Raw genomic sequence first — 16,373 nt, 5'->3', positions numbered from 1 at the left:
CTTCGGCATCCGCCCCCTTTCCTGTGCCCGCCTCAAGGTCTGGGAGCGGCGGCGGTTCTAGGCTGGACGGGTGAGCGACTACATCGTCCGGCCGGCGCGGAGCGCCGACATCGTCGGCATCCGCAATCTGCTGCAGCCGATGGTCGAGCAGCGCATCCTCCTGGGCAAGGACCTCGCCGTGCTCTACGGCGCCGTGCAGGAGTTCGTCGTGGCCGAGGCCGACGGCGAGCTGATCGGCTGCGGCGCGCTCCACGTCTTCTGGGAAGACCTGGGCGAGGTGCGCACGCTGCTCGTCAGCGACGCCTGGCTGCACCACGGGGTGGGGCGAGCGATCGTCGACCGCCTCGAGCAGAACGCGGTCACGCTCGGACTCTCGCGGCTGTTCTGCCTGACGTTCGAGGTGGAGTTCTTCACGCGCCGCGGCTTCACGCCCATCGGTGAGCAGGTCGTCGATCCCGACGTGTATTCGCAGCTCCTGCGCAGCGGCGACGCGGGTGTCGAGGAGTTCCTCGATCTCGCGCACGTCAAGCCCAACACGCTCGGCAACACGCGGATGCTGAAGCACCTGAACTAGCCTGGAACCCATGCCCCGTCAGTCCGCAGCCGTCTATCGTCGTCGGCGCATCGTGTTGCTCGGCGGGCTGATCCTCGTGCTCGCGGCGATCGGTATCGGCGTGTGGCTGCTGCTCGCCCAGCCGTGGGCCTCGGCCGCGACCGAGAGCACCCCGAAGCCCACCCCGACGACCTCGTCGACCGCGTCGACCCCGACGCCCGGCACGGTCGCGAGTCCGGATGCCGAGGCGTCCAACCCGCAGCTCCCGCCGGACGAGGCTCCGGAGGACGTGCCGGACGCATCGCAGACGCCCGCGATCGTGGCGTGCCAGGCGAAGGACATCGAGGTGAAGGCCGTCGCCGACGCCGAATCGTACGCCGACGGTGTGCTGCCGAAGCTGTCGATCTCGCTCACCAACAGAGGCTCGAGCGACTGCACGCTCGACGTCGGCTCGTCCATGCAGTCGATCACGGTCTCGAGCGGCTCCGACGTGTGGTGGCGCTCGACCGACTGCCAGCAGAACCCGAGCAGCATGATCGCGACGCTCACCGCGGGAACGACCGTCACGAGCAAGGAGCCGGTCACCTGGGATCGCACGCGATCGAGCGTCGAAACCTGCGAGCAGGAGAACCGCCAGCGGGCTCCGGGCGGCGGCGCGTCGTATCACGTGGCCGTGTCGATCGGCGGATTCGCCAGCGTATCCACGCAGCAGATCCTGCTCTACTGAGTCGATTCCGACCGTCTTCGGCTCGGAACGCTTCGAAAAGCGTGTAAGTCCCGGTTTATTGTTCCGAAAAGCTCTGATGCATCGGTAACTGCTGACAGGGCTGGTTCTTTGGGATACCATTGAAGTCGATTCTCTGATTCATGCGGCACCATGCCATCCCCAGTGGCGTCGACTTACAGCGTCCCCAGCGCTTCGACACCGCCGCTCGAGAATCCGAGGGCCCTCTCGAGTACCCCAGTCCCCAATGTGGGACTCGAGAGGGCCCCAATCGTTTTCGCAGGCTTTCGCCCGCGTCGAGACGTCGCTTTCGCCGCGAGACACTACGCCAGACGTGATGGTTCGCGGCGAATGTGGTTTCTCGCGCGCCTAGGCTGGAGGCATGGCAGCGAAGAAGGCGAAGAGCGCGAAGCAGAAGCCGGCACCCGAGGACTTCCGATCGGATGCCCTGGCCCTGGCGCTCGAGAAGCAGGACGTCGCGGCGGTCGCCCTCGCGCTCCGCAACGGCACGACGGTCGTGCCGCTGGTGAAGCCCGGTGCCCGCGACAACCCGCTCGACACCGGCGAAGTGTGGACCTACCGCGACCCGAACAGCGGCGACCTCGCACTGCTGCTGTTCAGCGACGCGAAGAACAAGCCCGACAATCTTCCTCCCGGCGTCGGCATCTACACGGCCGAGTGGCTGCGGAAGTTCCTCGGCACGCATCCGATCACGACCGTGTTCCTCGACATCGCCGGTCCTCACCCGATGCAGGCCTCGCCGCAGGAGCTGCTCAAGGCGCTCGAGGCCTGAACCGCGTGACGCCGCGCTCCCGCCGGCTTCCCGGTGACTTCCCGACGGCTTCCCGCGGCACTGTCCTCAGAACGGCGGAATATCGCGCTCGTCGCGTCGACCGCCTCCGCCGCTGCGCGCCTTCACATCGGTGAGGGCGGCGCGCAGCGTCTTCGATCGGTCGTCGACGACCTGCTCGTAGCCCAGGCGCGCGGCCTCGGATCGGCGCTGCGCCGACTGGGTCACGGGGCGGATCTCACCGGCCAGGCTGAGCTCGCCGACGGCCGCGACCGTGCGCGGCACTGAGATCTGACGGATCGACCCGGCCACCGCGATCGCGATCGCCAGGTCGGCGGCCGGCTCGGTGAAGCGCACTCCGCCCACGGTCGAGACGTACACGTCGAGGTTGCTGGTCGGTACTCCCGCGCGCCGCTCGAGGATCGCGAGCACCATCGCGACCCGCGCCGCATCGACGCCCTGCACGACGCGCCGCGGGTTCGGGGCCTGCGTGGGCACGGTGAGGGCCTGCACCTCGACGGGGAGGGCGCGGCGCCCCTCGAGCGAGATGGCCACGCACGTGCCGGGCTCGGTCGCCCCTTGTGAGAGGAACAGCCCGGAGGGGTCGGGAACCTCGGCGATGCCGTCGCCGGTCATCTCGAAGCATCCGACCTCGTCGGTGGGGCCGAACCGGTTCTTGAGCGCGCGGATGAAGCGGAGCGACGTCTGCCGGTCGCCCTCGAAGTGACAGACGACATCGACCAGGTGCTCGAGCACACGGGGCCCGGCGACCTGACCGTCTTTCGTGACATGCCCGACGATGATGATCGGCAGTCCACGGTCCTTCGCGACGCGGATGAGCGTCGAGGCCACCTCGCGCACCTGGCTGGGCTGCCCGGCCGCGCCGTCGATCATCGCCGAGGAGACGGTCTGCACCGAGTCGACGATCACCAGCTGCGGCTGCACCTCGTCGATGTGACCCAGGATCGTGGCGAGATCGGTCTCGCTCGCCAGGTACAGCTCGTCGTGCAGCGCCCCGGTGCGCTCGGCGCGCAGACGCACCTGCGCGGGGGACTCCTCGGCACTCGCGTAGAGCACCCGCCGCCCGGCGTGCGCGGCCTTCGCCGCGACCTCGAGCAGCAGCGTGGACTTGCCCACCCCCGGCTCGCCGCTGAGCAGGATCGCCGCCCCGGGCACGATGCCGCCGCCGAGCACGCGGTCGAACTCGCCGACCCCGCTCGTGCGGCGAGGGGCATCGGTCGTGGTGACCTGCGTGATCGGACGCGCGGCCTTCGCCGCCAGGGGAGCCTGCGCGCTCACGCGTTGCACGATGCCGGTCTGCGTCGCCTGCTCCTGCACCGTTCCCCACTGCTGGCACTCGCCGCAGCGGCCCACCCACTTGGCGGTCGTCCACCCGCACTCGGTGCAGACGTATGCGGGCGGGGCGGGACGACGGGTGGCCATTCAGCCAGGCTAGCCGCGGCATCCGACATCGCGGCGCACGCGTCGGTCGCAGGCACCGGTCGCAGGGGCGCAGGCGCCCATGCGACCGGGCTATCGCGGGCATCCGACATCCCTATCGCGAACGGCTACATCCGCCGATCCCCGCGGGCCATACTGGAGTCATGGCCAGCGCCGGGCCCATTTGCGGGCCGATCTCCACGTACTCGCGAGTGCAGCTCCTGCACCTCGTGCAGACACGTGCGCAGCGCACGATCGGTGAGCTGTGCGAGGCCACGGGCCTGCACCCCAACACCGTGCGCGAGCACCTGCAGCGCCTCATCGAGGGCGGATACGTGATCGCGGCCACCGAGCACCGCACCACCCGTGGACGCCCCCGCACCCTCTACAGCGCCGCGACCGGGATGGCGGATGCCTCCAGCCCCATCGCGCGCGACAAGGTCAGCGCCGCGGCCCGCCGTGGAGACCTCCTGCGCCGGGTCATGCCGGGTGCGGCATCCGATCTCGGTCGCGACGCGACCTATCAACTCGATGCACTCATCGAACACCTGGAAGAGAGCGGCTTCGAGCCCGTCGTCGACGACGTGCAGCTCACCGTCGATCTCAGCCCGTGCCCGCATGCCGCGGGCCGCGCGGAAGACCGTCCGATGCTCTGCAGCGTGCACCTCGGCCTCATGCAGGGGGTGCTCACCGAAGCGGGTGGGCCGATCTCTGCGGATGCCGTGCGCACGTCCGCCCTCCCGGCGGACTGCACCGTGCAGCTGCGTCTGACGGAGATGTCCGCCGCCTAGGCGAGCATCCGTTTTATTCACGGCCCGCAGCCCCACCAGGGCGGCAGGCCCGTCGTTAGCGTGGCAGCAGGCTGAGAAAGAGGAGTGCTCCATGGAATGGCTCGACCCCCTGGTCCTGTCACGATGGCAGTTCGGATTGACGACCGTCTACCACTACCTGTTCGTGCCGCTCACGATCGGCATGGCGCTGGTGGCGGCGATCTTCCAGACCGCATGGGTGCGCACCGGCAAGGTGCAGTACCTGCACCTCACGCGCTTCTTCGGCAAGATCTTCCTCATCAACTTCGCCATGGGCGTCGTCACCGGCATCGTGCAGGAGTTCCAGTTCGGCATGAACTGGTCGGACTACTCCCGCTTCGTCGGCGACGTCTTCGGCGCACCGCTCGCCTTCGAGGGCCTGCTCGCCTTCTTCTTCGAGGCGACGTTCATCGGCCTCTGGATCTTCGGGTGGGACAAGCTCCCGCAGAAACTGCACCTCGCGACCATCTGGTGCGTCTCGATCGGCAGCATCCTCTCGGCGTACTTCATCATCGCCGCCAACGCCTTCATGCAGAACCCGGTCGGCTACGTCTACAACCCCGAGACGAACCGCGCCGAGCTCACCGACTTCTGGGCGCTGCTGACCAACCCCGTCGCGCTCGCGGCCTTCCCGCACACGATCTTCGGCGCTCTCATGTTCGCCGCCGGTGTCGTCATCTCGGTCTCGGCCTGGCACCTCGCCCGTCGCCAGCACTTCGACACCATGCGCATCTCGCTGAAGTTCGGCCTCTGGGCGATGATCGTCTCGACCGCCGGCGTCGTGCTCACCGGTGACCAGCTCGGCCTCGCGATGTACGCGGCGCAACCCATGAAGATGGCGGCGGCGGAGGCGACGTTCAACACCGTCTGCGGCTACGACGCCTCGTTCAGCATCTTCACGCTCGGCACACCCGACGGCAGCTCGGAGCTGTTCTCGATCCGCGTGCCGTACCTGCTGTCGCTGCTGTCGACGCACTCCTTCGACGCGTGCGTGCACGGCATCAACGACCTGAACGCCGAGTACCTGACGACGTTCGCCGACACCGGCATCACCGACTTCGCCCCGATCCTCTGGGTCACCTACTGGGCGTTCCGCTGGATGATCGGCCTCGGCATCGCCGCCGCCCTCGTCGCGCTCGTCGGCCTCTGGATCACCCGCAAGAACGCCAAGCGCGAGCCCGCGCCGTGGATGTGGAAGATCGCGATCTGGTCGTTCCCGCTCGCCCTCGCCGCCAACATCATGGGCTGGGTCTTCACCGAGATGGGGCGCCAACCCTGGATCGTGTTCGGGCTCATGACCACGCAGGACGGCGTCTCGCCGGGCGTGAGCGGACTCGAGGTGCTCATCTCGCTCATCGCCTTCACCGCGATCTACGCCTCGCTGGCGGTCGTCGAGATCCGCCTCATCATCCGGGCCGCTCAGAAGGGGCCCGACACCACCGAAGAACCCCACGAGGAGACGGCCCAGCTGCCGTCGGTCGTGTACTGAGAGGAAGGAACACCATGGATCTCGCAACGCTCTGGTTCTTCATCGTCGCCTTCTTCTTCGTCGGCTACTTCGTGCTCGACGGCTTCGACTTCGGCGTCGGCATGTCGCTGCCCTTCCTCGGCAAGGACGACGTCTCGCGCCGTCAGGTCATCAACACCATCGGCCCGGTCTGGGACCTCAACGAGACCTGGGTGATCGTCGCCGGGGCCATACTCTTCGCGTCGTTCCCCGAGTGGTACGCGACGCTGTTCAGCGGGTTCTACCTGCCGCTGCTGCTCATCCTGCTCGCGTTGATCCTGCGCGGCGTCTCGTTCGAGTACCGCCACCAGCGCGAGAGCAAGAAGTGGAAGCAGGGCTTCGACCGGATGATCGTGATCGGCTCGGTCGTGCCGGCCCTGCTCTGGGGCGTCGCGTTCGGCAACATCGTGCAGGGCGTCGCGCTCGACGAGAACCACATCTTCGTGGGCGGCTTCTTCTCGCTGCTGAACCCGTACGCGCTGATGGTCGGCGTGACCACGCTGCTGCTGTTCTTCCTGCACGGCGTGCTGTTCGTCGCCCTCAAGACCGACGGCCCCGTGCACGAGGACGCTCACCGACTCGCGAAGCTCGCCGCCGGACCCACGATCCTCGCGGCCGCGGCGACCGTGGTGTGGACCGTGCTGATCGCGATGAACCGCGAGGCTCCGCTGCTGTGGCTCGTGATCGGCGCGGGGGCGCTCGCCGCCGTGAGCCTGATCGCCGCCGTCGGATTCTCGCTCGTGCGCCGCGACGGCTGGGCATTCATCGGCGGCATGCTGACGGTGCTGTTCGCGGTGGTCATGCTGTTCTCCGCGCTGTTCCCGTACGTGATGCCCTCGACGATCGACCCGGCCTACAGCCTGACGATCGCGAACGCCTCGAGCACGCAATATACGCTGGAGATCATGAGCTGGACGGCGCTGATCGCCACCCCGCTCGTCATCGCCTATCAGGCCTGGACGTACTGGGTCTTCCGCAAGCGCGTCACGCGCTCGTCCATCGAGGGGGCTCCGGCGCACGCGTGAAACCCGTCGACCCGAGACTGCTGCGTTACGCGGGTGCCGCGAGGGGATTCCTCGCGGCATCCGCGCTGATCGGCGTCATCCAGACGGCGGTCGTGATCGTCTTCGCCTGGCTGCTGACGGATGCCGTCACCGGGGCCATCGCGGGCCGTGACGTCTCGGCATCCCTCCTCGCCCTGCTCGGCACCGCCCTGCTGCGCGGGCTGCTGATCGCCGCCTCGGATGCCGCGGGCACGCGGGCCGCGGCGAAGACCGGCATGCAGCTGCGCGCCGCCCTCATCCGCGCCGTCGGGAAGCTCGGGCCGTCGTGGCTCGCGCAGCGCAACCAGGCCGGGCTCGCGGTGACGGCGGGGCACGGGCTGGAAGCGCTCGACTCGTACTTCGCGCGGTACATCCCGCAGCTCGTGATGACCGCGGTCGCGACGCCCGTGCTGCTCGCCATCATGTGGTGGTTCGACTGGGAGAGCGGGCTGATCGCCACCGTCACCCTGCCGCTGATCCCGCTGTTCCTCATCCTCATCGGCATCGCGACGCGCACCGTGCAGCAGAAGCAGTGGCAGACGCTGCAGCAGCTCGCGGTCCGCTTCGCCGACACCGTGCAGGGGCTCTCGACGCTGCGGCTGTTCGGTCGCGAGCGCCGCGCCGCCGACCGCATCGAGTCCACGGCCGACGACTACCGCCGCGAGACCATGAAGGTGCTGCGGTTCTCGTTCCTCTCTGGCTTCGCGATGGAGCTGTTGGCCTCGCTCGCGGTCGCGCTGATCGCGGTGGCGGTCGGGTTCCGGTTGCTGTCGGGCGACCTGTCGCTCGAGATCGGACTTTTCGTGCTGCTGCTGGCGCCCGAGGCGTTCCTGCCGATCCGGCAGGTCGGGGTACAGTTCCACGCCGCATCCGAGGGGGTCGCCGCGACCGAGGACATCTTCGGGGTGCTGGACGAGGCGGGGGACCGGACGGGCGCTGTACCCAACTCAGGAAGAACCGGGATCAGTAGCGCCGATTCGGAGGTTTCGGGGCCGGTTTCCGGCATCCTTCCTGAGTTGGGTACGGACGCCCCGGCTGCCCTGACCGTCGAGAGCCTGCGCGTGCGCGATCTGCCGCCCGTGTCGTTCGCCGCCGAACCCGGCGCGATCACTCTGATCGAGGGGCCGAGCGGGTCGGGCAAGACCAGCCTCCTCGCGGCCCTGCGCGGAGCCGTGGCGTTCGAGGGCGGAGCGGCGCTCGGCGGGGTGGATGTGAGGGAGCTGTCGGCGGCGGATTGGACGGCGTGGGCCGGCCAGACACCCGGTCTGATGCAGGGCACGATCGCCGCGAACGTGTCGCTCGGTGATGCCGAGCCCGATGAGGCCCGCGTGCGCGGCGCGCTCGACGCGGCGTGCGCCGACCTCGATCCGGAACTCGAGCTCGGCGTGCAGGGCAACGGTCTCTCGGGCGGACAGGCGCAGCGCGTCGCCGTCGCGCGCGCGCTCTACCGGCAGGCCGGAGACCCGGGTCGGGTGCTCCTGCTCGACGAGCCCTCGAGCGCCCTCGATTCCGAGACCGAGCAGCGCCTGTGGTCGTCGTTGCGCGAGCGGGCGGATGCCGGGGCCACGATCCTCCTCGTCTCGCACCGTCGCACGGCCCGCGAGATCGCCGATCACGTCGTCGCACTGGGGGTGCACGCATGAGCGCCGCCGTTCACCCCGACACGAGTCGCCCGGACACCGGCCGCCCGAATGCCGGCCGCGCCGCGCGCATCCGCGAGGTGCTGCGTCTCGCGCAGCCGCCGCTCGGCCGCTTCACCCCCGGTCTGATCTGGGGCATGCTGTCGGCCGCCGCGGCCGTGAGCCTGCTCGCCGTGAGCGGCTGGCTGATCGTCAGTGCCTCGATTGTCGACTCGCTCGTTCCGCTGTCGATCGCGGTGGTCGGGGTGCGGTTCTTCGCGGTCTCGCGTGCCGTCACCCGTTACCTCGAGCGTCTCAGCGGGCACGACGCCGCGCTCCGCCAGCTCGCCACCACCCGCGCCGACATGGTGCGCCGCCTCATCCCGCTCTCGCCCGCGGGACTCGGCCGCACCGACCGCGGCAAGGTGCTCTCGGCGCTCGTCGACGACGTCGAGAACCTGCAGAACCTGCCCCTGCGCGTCGTGCAGCCGCTGGGCGTTTCCGGGCTCGTGGCCGTCGGCGCGGTCGTGTTCATCGCGTTCGTCTCGCCGATCGCCGCCCTCACCCTGCTCGCCTGCCTGATCGTCGCGGGCGCCGCCGCGATCGGGATGGGGTGGCTGTTCGGCTCGCGCGCCGAGGCCCTCGTCTCGGATCGTCGCGCCGACCTCTCGGCCGCACTCGTCGACTACTTCGGCAGCCTCGACGTGCTCCTCGCCTACGGGGCCGAGCCGCAGGCGCGCGGACGGGTGACGGCAGCGGATGCCGCGCTCCGCCGCGTCGTGACCCGCGCCTCGCTCGCGCAGGCCACAGCCGCCGGTGTCGTCTCGGCCGTTGCGGGCGCGGCATCCGTCTGGGCCGTCGCCGCCGCCTCGCCGGGCCTGGCGACCGGCGCGATCGACGGTCCCTGGTTGGCGGTCGTCGTGCTCGTGCCGATGGTCGTCTTCGAGGTGTTCGGGGCGGTGCCGATCGCCGCGGCATCGTGGCGGAGCGTGCGGTCGAGCGCGGCGCGCATCGTCGACGTGCTGCCCGAGCGGATGCCGGACGAGCTGCGCTCCGACGCGGGAGACGACGCGGCGCCGACGGGCGTTCCCGCGCTACGGCTGCGTGATGTGACGGCATCCTGGCCCGGCGGTGCTCCGGCGCTGCGCGGGGTGTCTCTCGACCTGGAGCCGGGGGAGCGCGTGCTCGTCGCGGGCCCCAGCGGCGCGGGCAAGAGCTCGCTCGCCGCGGTGCTCGTGGGTTTCCTGCGGGCGGAGGGTTCGTACCTCGTCGGCGATGTCGATGCGTCGTCGCTCGCGGGGCCCGCGCTGCGGAGCGTGGTCGGGCTGTGCGAGCAGAGCCCGCAGCTGTTCGACGAGGACATCCGTCAGAACCTGCTCTTCGCCCGTGACACCGCGACCGACGACGAACTGCTCGCCGTGCTCGCACGGGTCGGGCTGGCGGAGTGGGTGCAGGAGCGCGGAGGACTCGATGCCCGCGTCGGCGACCGCGGTGCGCTCGTGTCGGGCGGGCAGGCGCAGCGGCTGGCGTTGGCGCGCGCGCTGCTGCGGGGATTCCCGGTGCTCGTGCTCGACGAGCCGACCGCCGGCGTCGATCCGGATGCCTCCGACGCCCTGCTGCGAGACCTGCTCGGTGCCGCGGGGGAGCAGTCGGTGCTGCTGATCTCGCACATCGCCCCGCCCGCCGGGTCGGTCGACCGGGTCGTGCGGCTCGAGGGTGGGCGCACGGTCTGACGGGTCGCGCGCGCGGTGCGCGTGAGGTCAGGCGTGAGGGGTCATGACACGCCGCACCGCGCCCGTCGGTCAGGGCGTGTCGTGACCCCTCACGAGGACGGGTGGGGTGAACGGATGCTGCGGGGCGGGGCATCCGTCGGGTGCGGGCGTCAGATGTGCAGGGGCGTCGGGGGTTCCATGACGATGCCCTGCGCCTCGAAGGCGCGGCGGCGCTCCTCGATGCGGCGGTGCAGTTCGACCTGCGCGGCATCCACGAAGGCGGGATCGAGGTCGACGGCCGCGGGGTGCGGATCGCCGTGGTTCGCGGCGATGTAGGCGTCGAGTTCGGGACCCGAGGTCCACGAGGTGATGAGGGCGTAGCGCGGGGCGGTTCCTCGGTGCCACACCGCGTGCCAGAAGCGCTGGGTGTCGACGATGATGCGCGAGCCCGCACCGAGGGGCAGGCGGATCTCGGTGGCCGGGTCGAAGCGGTCGCTGCGCAGGATGAGCATCGAGTCGGGGTCGTCGGTGAGGTTGTAGTACCCGCGAACGACCCAGCCGGTGCCCTCGTCGTTCAGACGGTTGTTGTCGTCCTGGTGCAGGTTGTAGACCGCGTCGGCGTATTCGTTGGGCTGCAGCTCGATCACGCGGCAGCGGCCGACCGCGGCGCCCGGCGCGAGCGCCCGCGCCTGCAGGGTCGGGGCGAGCGCGACCTGCGGCTCGACCCACACGCCGTGCTTGTCGGTGCGCGGGGGAGTGTGGTTCCAGAAGCCGTTGCACTCGAGGTCTCCGGCGTAGCTGGCCAGCGGGGCGAAGCGGGTGATGCCGGAGGACCGCCAGGGGATGTACTCGAGGTCGAGCCATTCGGCGGGGTCGGCGGCCTGATCGTGGTCGTCGAGCACGACGTATCCGGTCTCGGCCAGAGCATCGGAGGTGATGAATGCCATGGTGCATCCTTCCTTCGGTTTCCCTGAGGCCATCCTAACTTGGCGGTCCGGCGCCCGCCGGGGACGTCACCGTGCTTAACCGGACGGGCCCGATGTCGGATGCCGCGGCTACCCTGAGGTCATGACGCAGCCACAGGGCGCCCTTCTCGTGGGCAGTGTGAACTTCGACGACGCCGAGACGACGATGCGCACGGCATCGGAGCTGCTCGGGGATCGTCTCCGACGCATTCCCGACGGCGAGGTCGGCAAGCGGTTCCACTGGATCATGTTCCAGCCCGACGTGCTCGGCGAGGCCGAGGGCATCGAGCGTGTGGGTGACGAGCCGATCCCGTTCGGTGCGGGGATCGACGCTCGCGGGCTGCGCCTCGCCGAGGGCGTGGACCCGTCGACCATCGCGATCCCTCCGCTCGGCTATGCGTCGGCGGCGATCGAGTCGTACGAGGTGTTCCGCCGTCTGCGCGAGGAGGGCGTGATCGCCGAGGGCACACGCTTCGAGGTCGCGCTGCCGACGCCGCTCGCCGTGATCTCGTCGTTCTTCCAGGGCGCCGATCGCGAGGCGTTCGAGGTCTACTACACCGCCGCGATGCTGCGCGAGCTCGACGAGATCGCCGAGGCCATCCCGCACGACGACCTCGCGATCCAGTGGGACGTCGCGAGCGAGATGGGAATCATCGAGGGTGCGTCGGGCTACGGCGCGCTGATGGATGCCTGGTGGGACGGCGACGTCTTCACCGGACTTGTCGCGCGGCTGGCGACGCTCGTCGACGCCGTGCCGGCCGACGTCGAGGTGGGGGTGCACCTCTGTTACGGCGATGCGGGCGAGCACCACTTCTTCGAGCCGACCGACACCGCGCACCTCGTGGCGTACGCGAACGCGGTGGCCGAGGCATCCGATCGCGCGTTCACATGGCTGCACCTGCCGGTGCCGATCGACCGAGACGACGAGGCATACTTCGCCCCGCTCGCAGACCTGCTGCCGGTGAACGAGCTGTATCTCGGGCTCGTGCACCGTGAAGACGGCGCCGAGGGCGCCGAGCGCCGTATCGCCGCGGCCCGGAAGTACGTTCCGACGTTCGGCGTCGCGACCGAGTGCGGCATCGGCCGCGCCCCGGCCGGATCGACGGAGGGCATCCTGCGCACGCACGCGGAGGTCGCCGCGGCCTGGTGAGGGCCCTGGCGAGTCGTCGATTCGCGCGCGAGCGCGCGGTGTCGTAAGCTTGTCCGCGGTGACGTGTCCGAGCGGCCGAAGGTGCAACTCTCGAAAAGTTGTGTAGGGTAACCCCCTACCGTGGGTTCAAATCCCACCGTCACCGCCATGGAAACCCCCTCCTCGTGAGGGGGTTTTTCCGTGTTCGGAGTCGAACGTCGTGCTCCCGTCGCTGTCGATCGACGCTCGCCCCTTCTGGCGGAGCACCCCTGGCGCTGCTTAGCTACCGATATGAACGACGTCGAGCCGGTCGGTGCCCACCCCGACGAGCCGCATGCCGATGACATGAGCGGGCGGCTGAACTGGTTGCGAGCAGGAGTGCTCGGCGCCAACGACGGCATCGTCTCGGTGGCTGCGCTCGTCGTGGGTGTCGCCGGTGCGACGACGGGTTTCGCTCCTCTGCTGACGGCGGGTATCGCGGGTCTGGTCGGTGGGGCGGTCTCGATGGCGCTGGGCGAGTACGTCTCGGTCAGCAGTCAGAGCGATAGCCAGCGGGCGCTGATCGCGAAAGAACGCCAGGAGCTGGTCGATGATCCCGCTGCGGAGCTCGAAGAGCTCACCGGTATCTACCAGGCGAAGGGGCTCACTCCGGAGACAGCACGCAAGGTCGCGGAAGAGCTGACCGCCCACGACGTCCTCACCGCGCACCTGGAAGCAGAGCTCGGAATGACCGAAGACCACGTGGTGAGCCCGTGGGCTGCGGCTGGAGCGTCGGCTCTTGCGTTCACTATCGGAGGGTTGCTCCCGTTGCTGGCGATCCTGCTGCCGCCCGTCGACCTGCGCGTCCCGATCACGTTCATCGTCGTCCTGCTCGCGCTGGCGCTGACGGGGTTCGTGAGCGCGAGGATCGGCGGGAACCCTGCGGTCCGGCCGACGGTCAGGGTCGTGGTCGGCGGGGCGCTCGCTCTCGCCGCGACGTTCGCTCTCGGCTCGTTGCTCGGAACGTCCGGCATCGCCTGAGAGCCGGCCTGACAGCGGCGGGCGCTGGGTTCTCTCATCCGCTGAGCGCGACGGAGGGCTGCCGCACGATCACTCTGTCTCTGGCCCGAGCGTTGACACCGATATTCCGCCGCCGGGATGATGAGAGCGACTCGCCGATCGGGCGCGAGCGATCCCCGGGGGGACGCATGACGGATTTCTGGCAGACGCGCGAAGGCTTCTGGAATCGCGGCGGATGGTGGAAGGCCCTGCTGGTCACCGTCGCCTATCTCGCGGTGTTCCTCGGGATCAGCCAGCTGGTCGGTCTCACGCTCGGCCACCTCATCGACGACGGCGGCCCGCTCGCGAGCGCGACCAACGTGCTGCTCGAGCTGGTGCTGCCGATTGGCCTCGGTGCCCTCGTGATCGTCCTGTTCCTCGCCGCGATCGGGTGGCTGAAGCCCGTCTTCGGCCGCCAGCCGATCGGCGGACGCCCGTGGATGTGGATCGCGGTCGCCGTGGTCGCCTACCCGATCGTCCTGCGTCTGATCGGTCTCGACTACGGCTCTTTCCCCGCGGGGGTCGTGCTCGTCACACTGCTCGCGGGCCTGGTCATCGGCATCGCCGAGGAGCTCGTGACCCGCGGTGCCGGCGTCGCCCTGCTGCGCAAGGGCGGCTACTCCGAGCGCGTGGTCGCGGTGCTCTCGTCGGTGCTGTTCGCCATGATGCACCTGATCAACGCGATCGGCACCGGGATCTCGCTCACGATCATCGTGCTGCTCGTCTACACGTTCTTCTTCGGCATCTGCATGTATCTGATCATGCGCGTCACCGGCAGTATCGTCTGGGCGATCCTCGCGCACGCGCTCACCGACCCGATGACCATCCTCTCGACCGGGGGCGTCGACACCGCGGTCGAGGGTGCGCAGAACGTCTGGCTCACCGTTGCGAGCACCGGCAACTACGCGGTGATCATCTTCGGCCTCGTGGCGCTGTTCCTCATCCGCGGTCGCGTGAACGAGGCCGGCGCCGCTGCTCCGGCGACGACCGCCAACCCCGCCACCGCATGACGCCCGCTGGTGACGGAGCTCACGTCTCCACGACGGGGCGGCCGCGCAGCGTGTGGCTCGCCCTGGCCGCGGTGGTCGTCTACATCGCCCTCGCCGCCGGCCTCGGCAACCTGCTGAGCGGGCTGGTGCGCGACGACGAGAGCACGGCCCAGTTCGCGCTCGGGCACTTCATCCCCCTGGCGATCGCGATCGCCCTCCTGCTGCTGTTCCTGCGCTGGGCCGGATGGGGAAGCGACGTGTGGCGGGAACGACCGACCCCCACGCTGATCCCGCGGCGCTGGTGGCTGCTGTCGATCCCGGTGCTCGTCGTCCTCGGTCCCATCGGTCAACTCGGTGACGTCCCCTGGGTGTCGCGGTCGATCGGCACGATCCTCGTCATCGCGGCAGGCACGCTCATGGTCGGCTTCGGTGAGGAGCTCGTCATACGGGGCATCCTCCTCACCGCGGTCCGGGCGCGCCACGGGGAGCTGGCGACACTGCTCGTCACGAGTTTCGTGTTCGCCCTCGCGCACATCCCGTCCAGCCTCATCGCGGGTGTCTCGGTCGGCGCGATCGCCTTCCAGGTCGTGGCTCTCGCCTCGGTGGGTGCCGCGTACTACTGGGTCCGGCGCGTGACCGGCCGGCTCTGGGTCGGGATGCTCGTGCACGCCTTCACCGATGGGGTGCTCTACCTGGCCTCCGGGGCGGGCACCCCCGCCGCCTCGATGCCACAGGGGCACCCCGGATCGCCGGAGGTCTTCCCGGCGATCGTGCAGAGTCTGCTGCTGCTCGCCACCGCGATCGGCGTCATCAGCGTGATCCGGGAGGACCGGCGCAACAGGCGCGCCGCATCGGATGCCGCCTCTTCGGCGGCGACCTGACCTGCCGGTCAGGACCCGGTCGCCGTCGCATCGAGGGAGACGACGAGCTTCTCCGCGGACACGCCGAGGCGAAGCGCATCGATCGCTCCCTGGACCGCTGACAGGTCGTCCCCGGCGATGCGAGCCTCCGGGTAGGGGAGATGAGCGCCCGACGCGAGAGCCGTGGGCAGATAGGCGCCCCACACCGCCGGTCCGACGGGGGAGGCGGCGATCGCGCTTCCCCAGATGAACGTGGCTCTGATCCCGCTCAAGCGGCTCCGCAACTGCAGGAGAGCCGTGCGCGTTCCCAGGCGCGCGAACAGGCGAATCCGTACCAGTGAGAGGCCGCCTCTGCGGGGCTGTTCGTAGAACGAGACCGGCGGGCTCGCCATCGCGATCCTCCGGGCACCGGTCGCGCGCGCGATCCTCAGGCAGGGTTCGGCCGACCCCACGGCGATCGCGAGGACACCCGCCACGACCGACCCGTTCACGGCTTCGATGATCCGATCGACGGCATCCGGGTCTCGATAGTCGAAGACAGCCTCTGCACCCAATCGCCTCATCCGGTCGTGGTTATGGGCGGATGCCGTCGTGATGACGCGGTAGCCGGCCGCTCGGGCGAGTTGGATCGCGTTGCCGCCGACGGCGGTCGCACCGCCCCACACCACGACGACCTCCTCGCGCGGGAGGGCGTCGCCGAGGTGCGAGTGGTCGAGCGCGAGCTGGCCGGCCTCGAAGAGACCCGCCGCCGCCGTGGACAGCGCCAACGGGAGAACGGCCGCCTCCGCGAAGGCCATCGCATCCGGCAGGGCGGCGGCGAGGCTCGCGTCGACGGCGACGTACTTCTGGAACCCGCTCTCGGATACGGCGTCCCGTCCCTTCTCCAAGCCCATCGCGTACGCCACGACGCGATCGCCGGGGGCGAAGCCGTCGACGTTCGCTCCGGTCTCGACGACGATGCCCGCGACGTCTTCGCCGAGGATCACCGGGTACTGCAGCCAGCCGTACATGACGGTCCCGTTGGACTGGATGATCGCGTCCAGGGGGTTCACCGCCAGCGCGCGCACCTCGACCAGCAACTGGTCCGGCCCGGGTGCGGGCATCGGGGCCTCTCGAATCGTCAGATCCGCATACGGGGAATCGATCCACGCCGCCGTGTTCTTGCTCATACCCATCCGCTCTCCGCGATTGATGA

The 16,373-nt window shown here is 69.7% G+C and carries 15 protein-coding genes and 1 tRNA gene; 13 read left to right on the top strand and 3 right to left on the bottom strand.

Annotated features, from left to right (window positions below; genetic code table 11):
• Positions 1-70: 70 nt before the first annotated feature.
• The 3 genes from KV396_RS03925 to KV396_RS03915 all read left to right on the top strand — a co-directional run bounded on the left by KV396_RS03925 (position 71) and on the right by KV396_RS03915 (position 2,070).
• Positions 71-574, top strand: coding sequence for an amino-acid N-acetyltransferase (locus tag KV396_RS03925; protein ID WP_247956894.1), 504 nt, complete (start codon positions 71-73; stop codon positions 572-574).
• Between the two features lie 10 nt (positions 575-584).
• The gene (locus KV396_RS03920; RefSeq protein ID WP_247633855.1) at positions 585-1,280 is read left to right on the top strand and encodes a hypothetical protein; all 696 of its coding nucleotides are present in this window, start codon (positions 585-587) and stop codon (positions 1,278-1,280) included.
• A gap of 379 nt (positions 1,281-1,659) precedes the next feature.
• Positions 1,660-2,070, top strand: coding sequence for a dehydrogenase (locus tag KV396_RS03915; protein WP_247624550.1), 411 nt, complete (start codon positions 1,660-1,662; stop codon positions 2,068-2,070).
• Between the two features lie 66 nt (positions 2,071-2,136).
• Here KV396_RS03915 and radA read toward each other — a convergent pair whose 3' ends face one another.
• Complete coding sequence (radA, locus tag KV396_RS03910) at positions 2,137-3,510, bottom strand: DNA repair protein RadA (RefSeq protein ID WP_247956893.1); 1,374 nt, start codon at positions 3,508-3,510, stop codon at positions 2,137-2,139.
• A 209-nt stretch (positions 3,511-3,719) separates the two neighbouring features.
• On the opposite strand from radA, the gene KV396_RS03905 reads away from it, so the two are divergent.
• The 5 genes from KV396_RS03905 (at position 3,720) to cydC (ending at position 10,218) form a co-directional block, all read left to right on the top strand.
• On the top strand, positions 3,720-4,298 hold the full coding sequence (locus tag KV396_RS03905; RefSeq protein ID WP_247956892.1) for a helix-turn-helix transcriptional regulator: 579 nt from the start codon (positions 3,720-3,722) through the stop codon (positions 4,296-4,298).
• A gap of 91 nt (positions 4,299-4,389) precedes the next feature.
• Positions 4,390-5,805: a cytochrome ubiquinol oxidase subunit I gene (locus KV396_RS03900; protein WP_247624553.1), complete on the top strand. Its 1,416-nt coding sequence runs from the start codon at positions 4,390-4,392 to the stop codon at positions 5,803-5,805.
• A 14-nt stretch (positions 5,806-5,819) separates the two neighbouring features.
• Positions 5,820-6,848 carry a cytochrome d ubiquinol oxidase subunit II gene (gene cydB / locus KV396_RS03895; RefSeq protein WP_247956891.1) on the top strand — a complete coding sequence of 343 codons (1,029 nt, stop codon included), beginning with the start codon at positions 5,820-5,822 and terminating at the stop codon, positions 6,846-6,848.
• Positions 6,845-8,509 carry a thiol reductant ABC exporter subunit CydD gene (gene cydD, locus KV396_RS03890; RefSeq protein ID WP_247956890.1) on the top strand — a complete coding sequence of 555 codons (1,665 nt, stop codon included), beginning with the start codon at positions 6,845-6,847 and terminating at the stop codon, positions 8,507-8,509. Before cydB ends, cydD begins: the two co-directional genes overlap by 4 nt.
• The gene (gene cydC, locus KV396_RS03885; RefSeq protein ID WP_247956889.1) at positions 8,506-10,218 is read left to right on the top strand and encodes a thiol reductant ABC exporter subunit CydC; all 1,713 of its coding nucleotides are present in this window, start codon (positions 8,506-8,508) and stop codon (positions 10,216-10,218) included. The genes cydD and cydC overlap by 4 nt, the downstream gene beginning before the upstream one ends.
• A gap of 149 nt (positions 10,219-10,367) precedes the next feature.
• On the opposite strand, the gene KV396_RS03880 is transcribed toward cydC, so the two are convergent.
• Entirely contained in the window at positions 10,368-11,144 is a 777-nt protein-coding gene (locus tag KV396_RS03880; RefSeq protein ID WP_247956888.1) for a hypothetical protein, read from the bottom strand.
• 121 nt (positions 11,145-11,265) lie between these two features.
• Between KV396_RS03880 and KV396_RS03875 the strand changes: the two genes are divergently transcribed.
• The 5 genes from KV396_RS03875 (at position 11,266) to KV396_RS03855 (ending at position 15,199) form a co-directional block, all read left to right on the top strand.
• A complete protein-coding gene (locus KV396_RS03875) occupies positions 11,266-12,312 on the top strand; it encodes a uroporphyrinogen decarboxylase/cobalamine-independent methonine synthase family protein (RefSeq protein ID WP_247633862.1) in 1,047 nt (348 codons plus the stop codon).
• Positions 12,313-12,369: 57 nt separating this feature from the next.
• Positions 12,370-12,460: transfer RNA gene (locus KV396_RS03870), tRNA-Ser, on the top strand.
• A gap of 122 nt (positions 12,461-12,582) precedes the next feature.
• Positions 12,583-13,311: a VIT1/CCC1 transporter family protein gene (locus KV396_RS03865; RefSeq protein WP_247956887.1), complete on the top strand. Its 729-nt coding sequence runs from the start codon at positions 12,583-12,585 to the stop codon at positions 13,309-13,311.
• Between the two features lie 167 nt (positions 13,312-13,478).
• A complete protein-coding gene (locus KV396_RS03860; protein WP_247956886.1) occupies positions 13,479-14,339 on the top strand; it encodes a CPBP family intramembrane glutamic endopeptidase in 861 nt (286 codons plus the stop codon).
• Positions 14,336-15,199 (top strand): CPBP family intramembrane glutamic endopeptidase, encoded by an 864-nt coding sequence (locus KV396_RS03855; RefSeq protein WP_247956885.1) that lies wholly within the window; start codon positions 14,336-14,338, stop codon positions 15,197-15,199. The genes KV396_RS03860 and KV396_RS03855 overlap by 4 nt, the downstream gene beginning before the upstream one ends.
• 8 nt (positions 15,200-15,207) lie before the next feature.
• Here the strand turns inward: KV396_RS03855 and KV396_RS03850 are convergent, their stop codons facing one another.
• A complete protein-coding gene (locus KV396_RS03850; protein ID WP_247956884.1) occupies positions 15,208-16,347 on the bottom strand; it encodes a zinc-binding alcohol dehydrogenase family protein in 1,140 nt (379 codons plus the stop codon).
• Positions 16,348-16,373 lie beyond the last annotated feature (26 nt).

The sequence above is a fragment of the Microbacterium galbinum genome (genome assembly GCF_023101185.1).
GTDB classification, from domain to species: domain Bacteria; phylum Actinomycetota; class Actinomycetes; order Actinomycetales; family Microbacteriaceae; genus Microbacterium; species Microbacterium galbinum.
This window is presented reverse-complemented; position numbering and strand designations above follow the sequence as displayed.

Excerpts from the sequence above, each read along its gene's own strand:
- KV396_RS03920 (WP_247633855.1), top strand. The coding sequence starts at position 585 with ATGCCCCGTCAGTCCGCAGCCGTCTATCGTCGTCGGCGCATCGTGTTG.
- KV396_RS03915 (WP_247624550.1), top strand. The coding sequence starts at position 1,660 with ATGGCAGCGAAGAAGGCGAAGAGCGCGAAGCAGAAGCCGGCACCCGAG.
- radA (WP_247956893.1), bottom strand. The coding sequence starts at position 3,510 with ATGGCCACCCGTCGTCCCGCCCCGCCCGCATACGTCTGCACCGAGTGC.
- KV396_RS03900 (WP_247624553.1), top strand. The coding sequence starts at position 4,390 with ATGGAATGGCTCGACCCCCTGGTCCTGTCACGATGGCAGTTCGGATTG.
- cydB (WP_247956891.1), top strand. The coding sequence starts at position 5,820 with ATGGATCTCGCAACGCTCTGGTTCTTCATCGTCGCCTTCTTCTTCGTC.
- cydC (WP_247956889.1), top strand. The coding sequence starts at position 8,506 with ATGAGCGCCGCCGTTCACCCCGACACGAGTCGCCCGGACACCGGCCGC.
- KV396_RS03880 (WP_247956888.1), bottom strand. The coding sequence starts at position 11,144 with ATGGCATTCATCACCTCCGATGCTCTGGCCGAGACCGGATACGTCGTG.
- KV396_RS03875 (WP_247633862.1), top strand. The coding sequence starts at position 11,266 with ATGACGCAGCCACAGGGCGCCCTTCTCGTGGGCAGTGTGAACTTCGAC.
- KV396_RS03865 (WP_247956887.1), top strand. The coding sequence starts at position 12,583 with ATGAACGACGTCGAGCCGGTCGGTGCCCACCCCGACGAGCCGCATGCC.
- KV396_RS03860 (WP_247956886.1), top strand. The coding sequence starts at position 13,479 with ATGACGGATTTCTGGCAGACGCGCGAAGGCTTCTGGAATCGCGGCGGA.
- KV396_RS03855 (WP_247956885.1), top strand. The coding sequence starts at position 14,336 with ATGACGCCCGCTGGTGACGGAGCTCACGTCTCCACGACGGGGCGGCCG.
- KV396_RS03850 (WP_247956884.1), bottom strand. The coding sequence starts at position 16,347 with ATGAGCAAGAACACGGCGGCGTGGATCGATTCCCCGTATGCGGATCTG.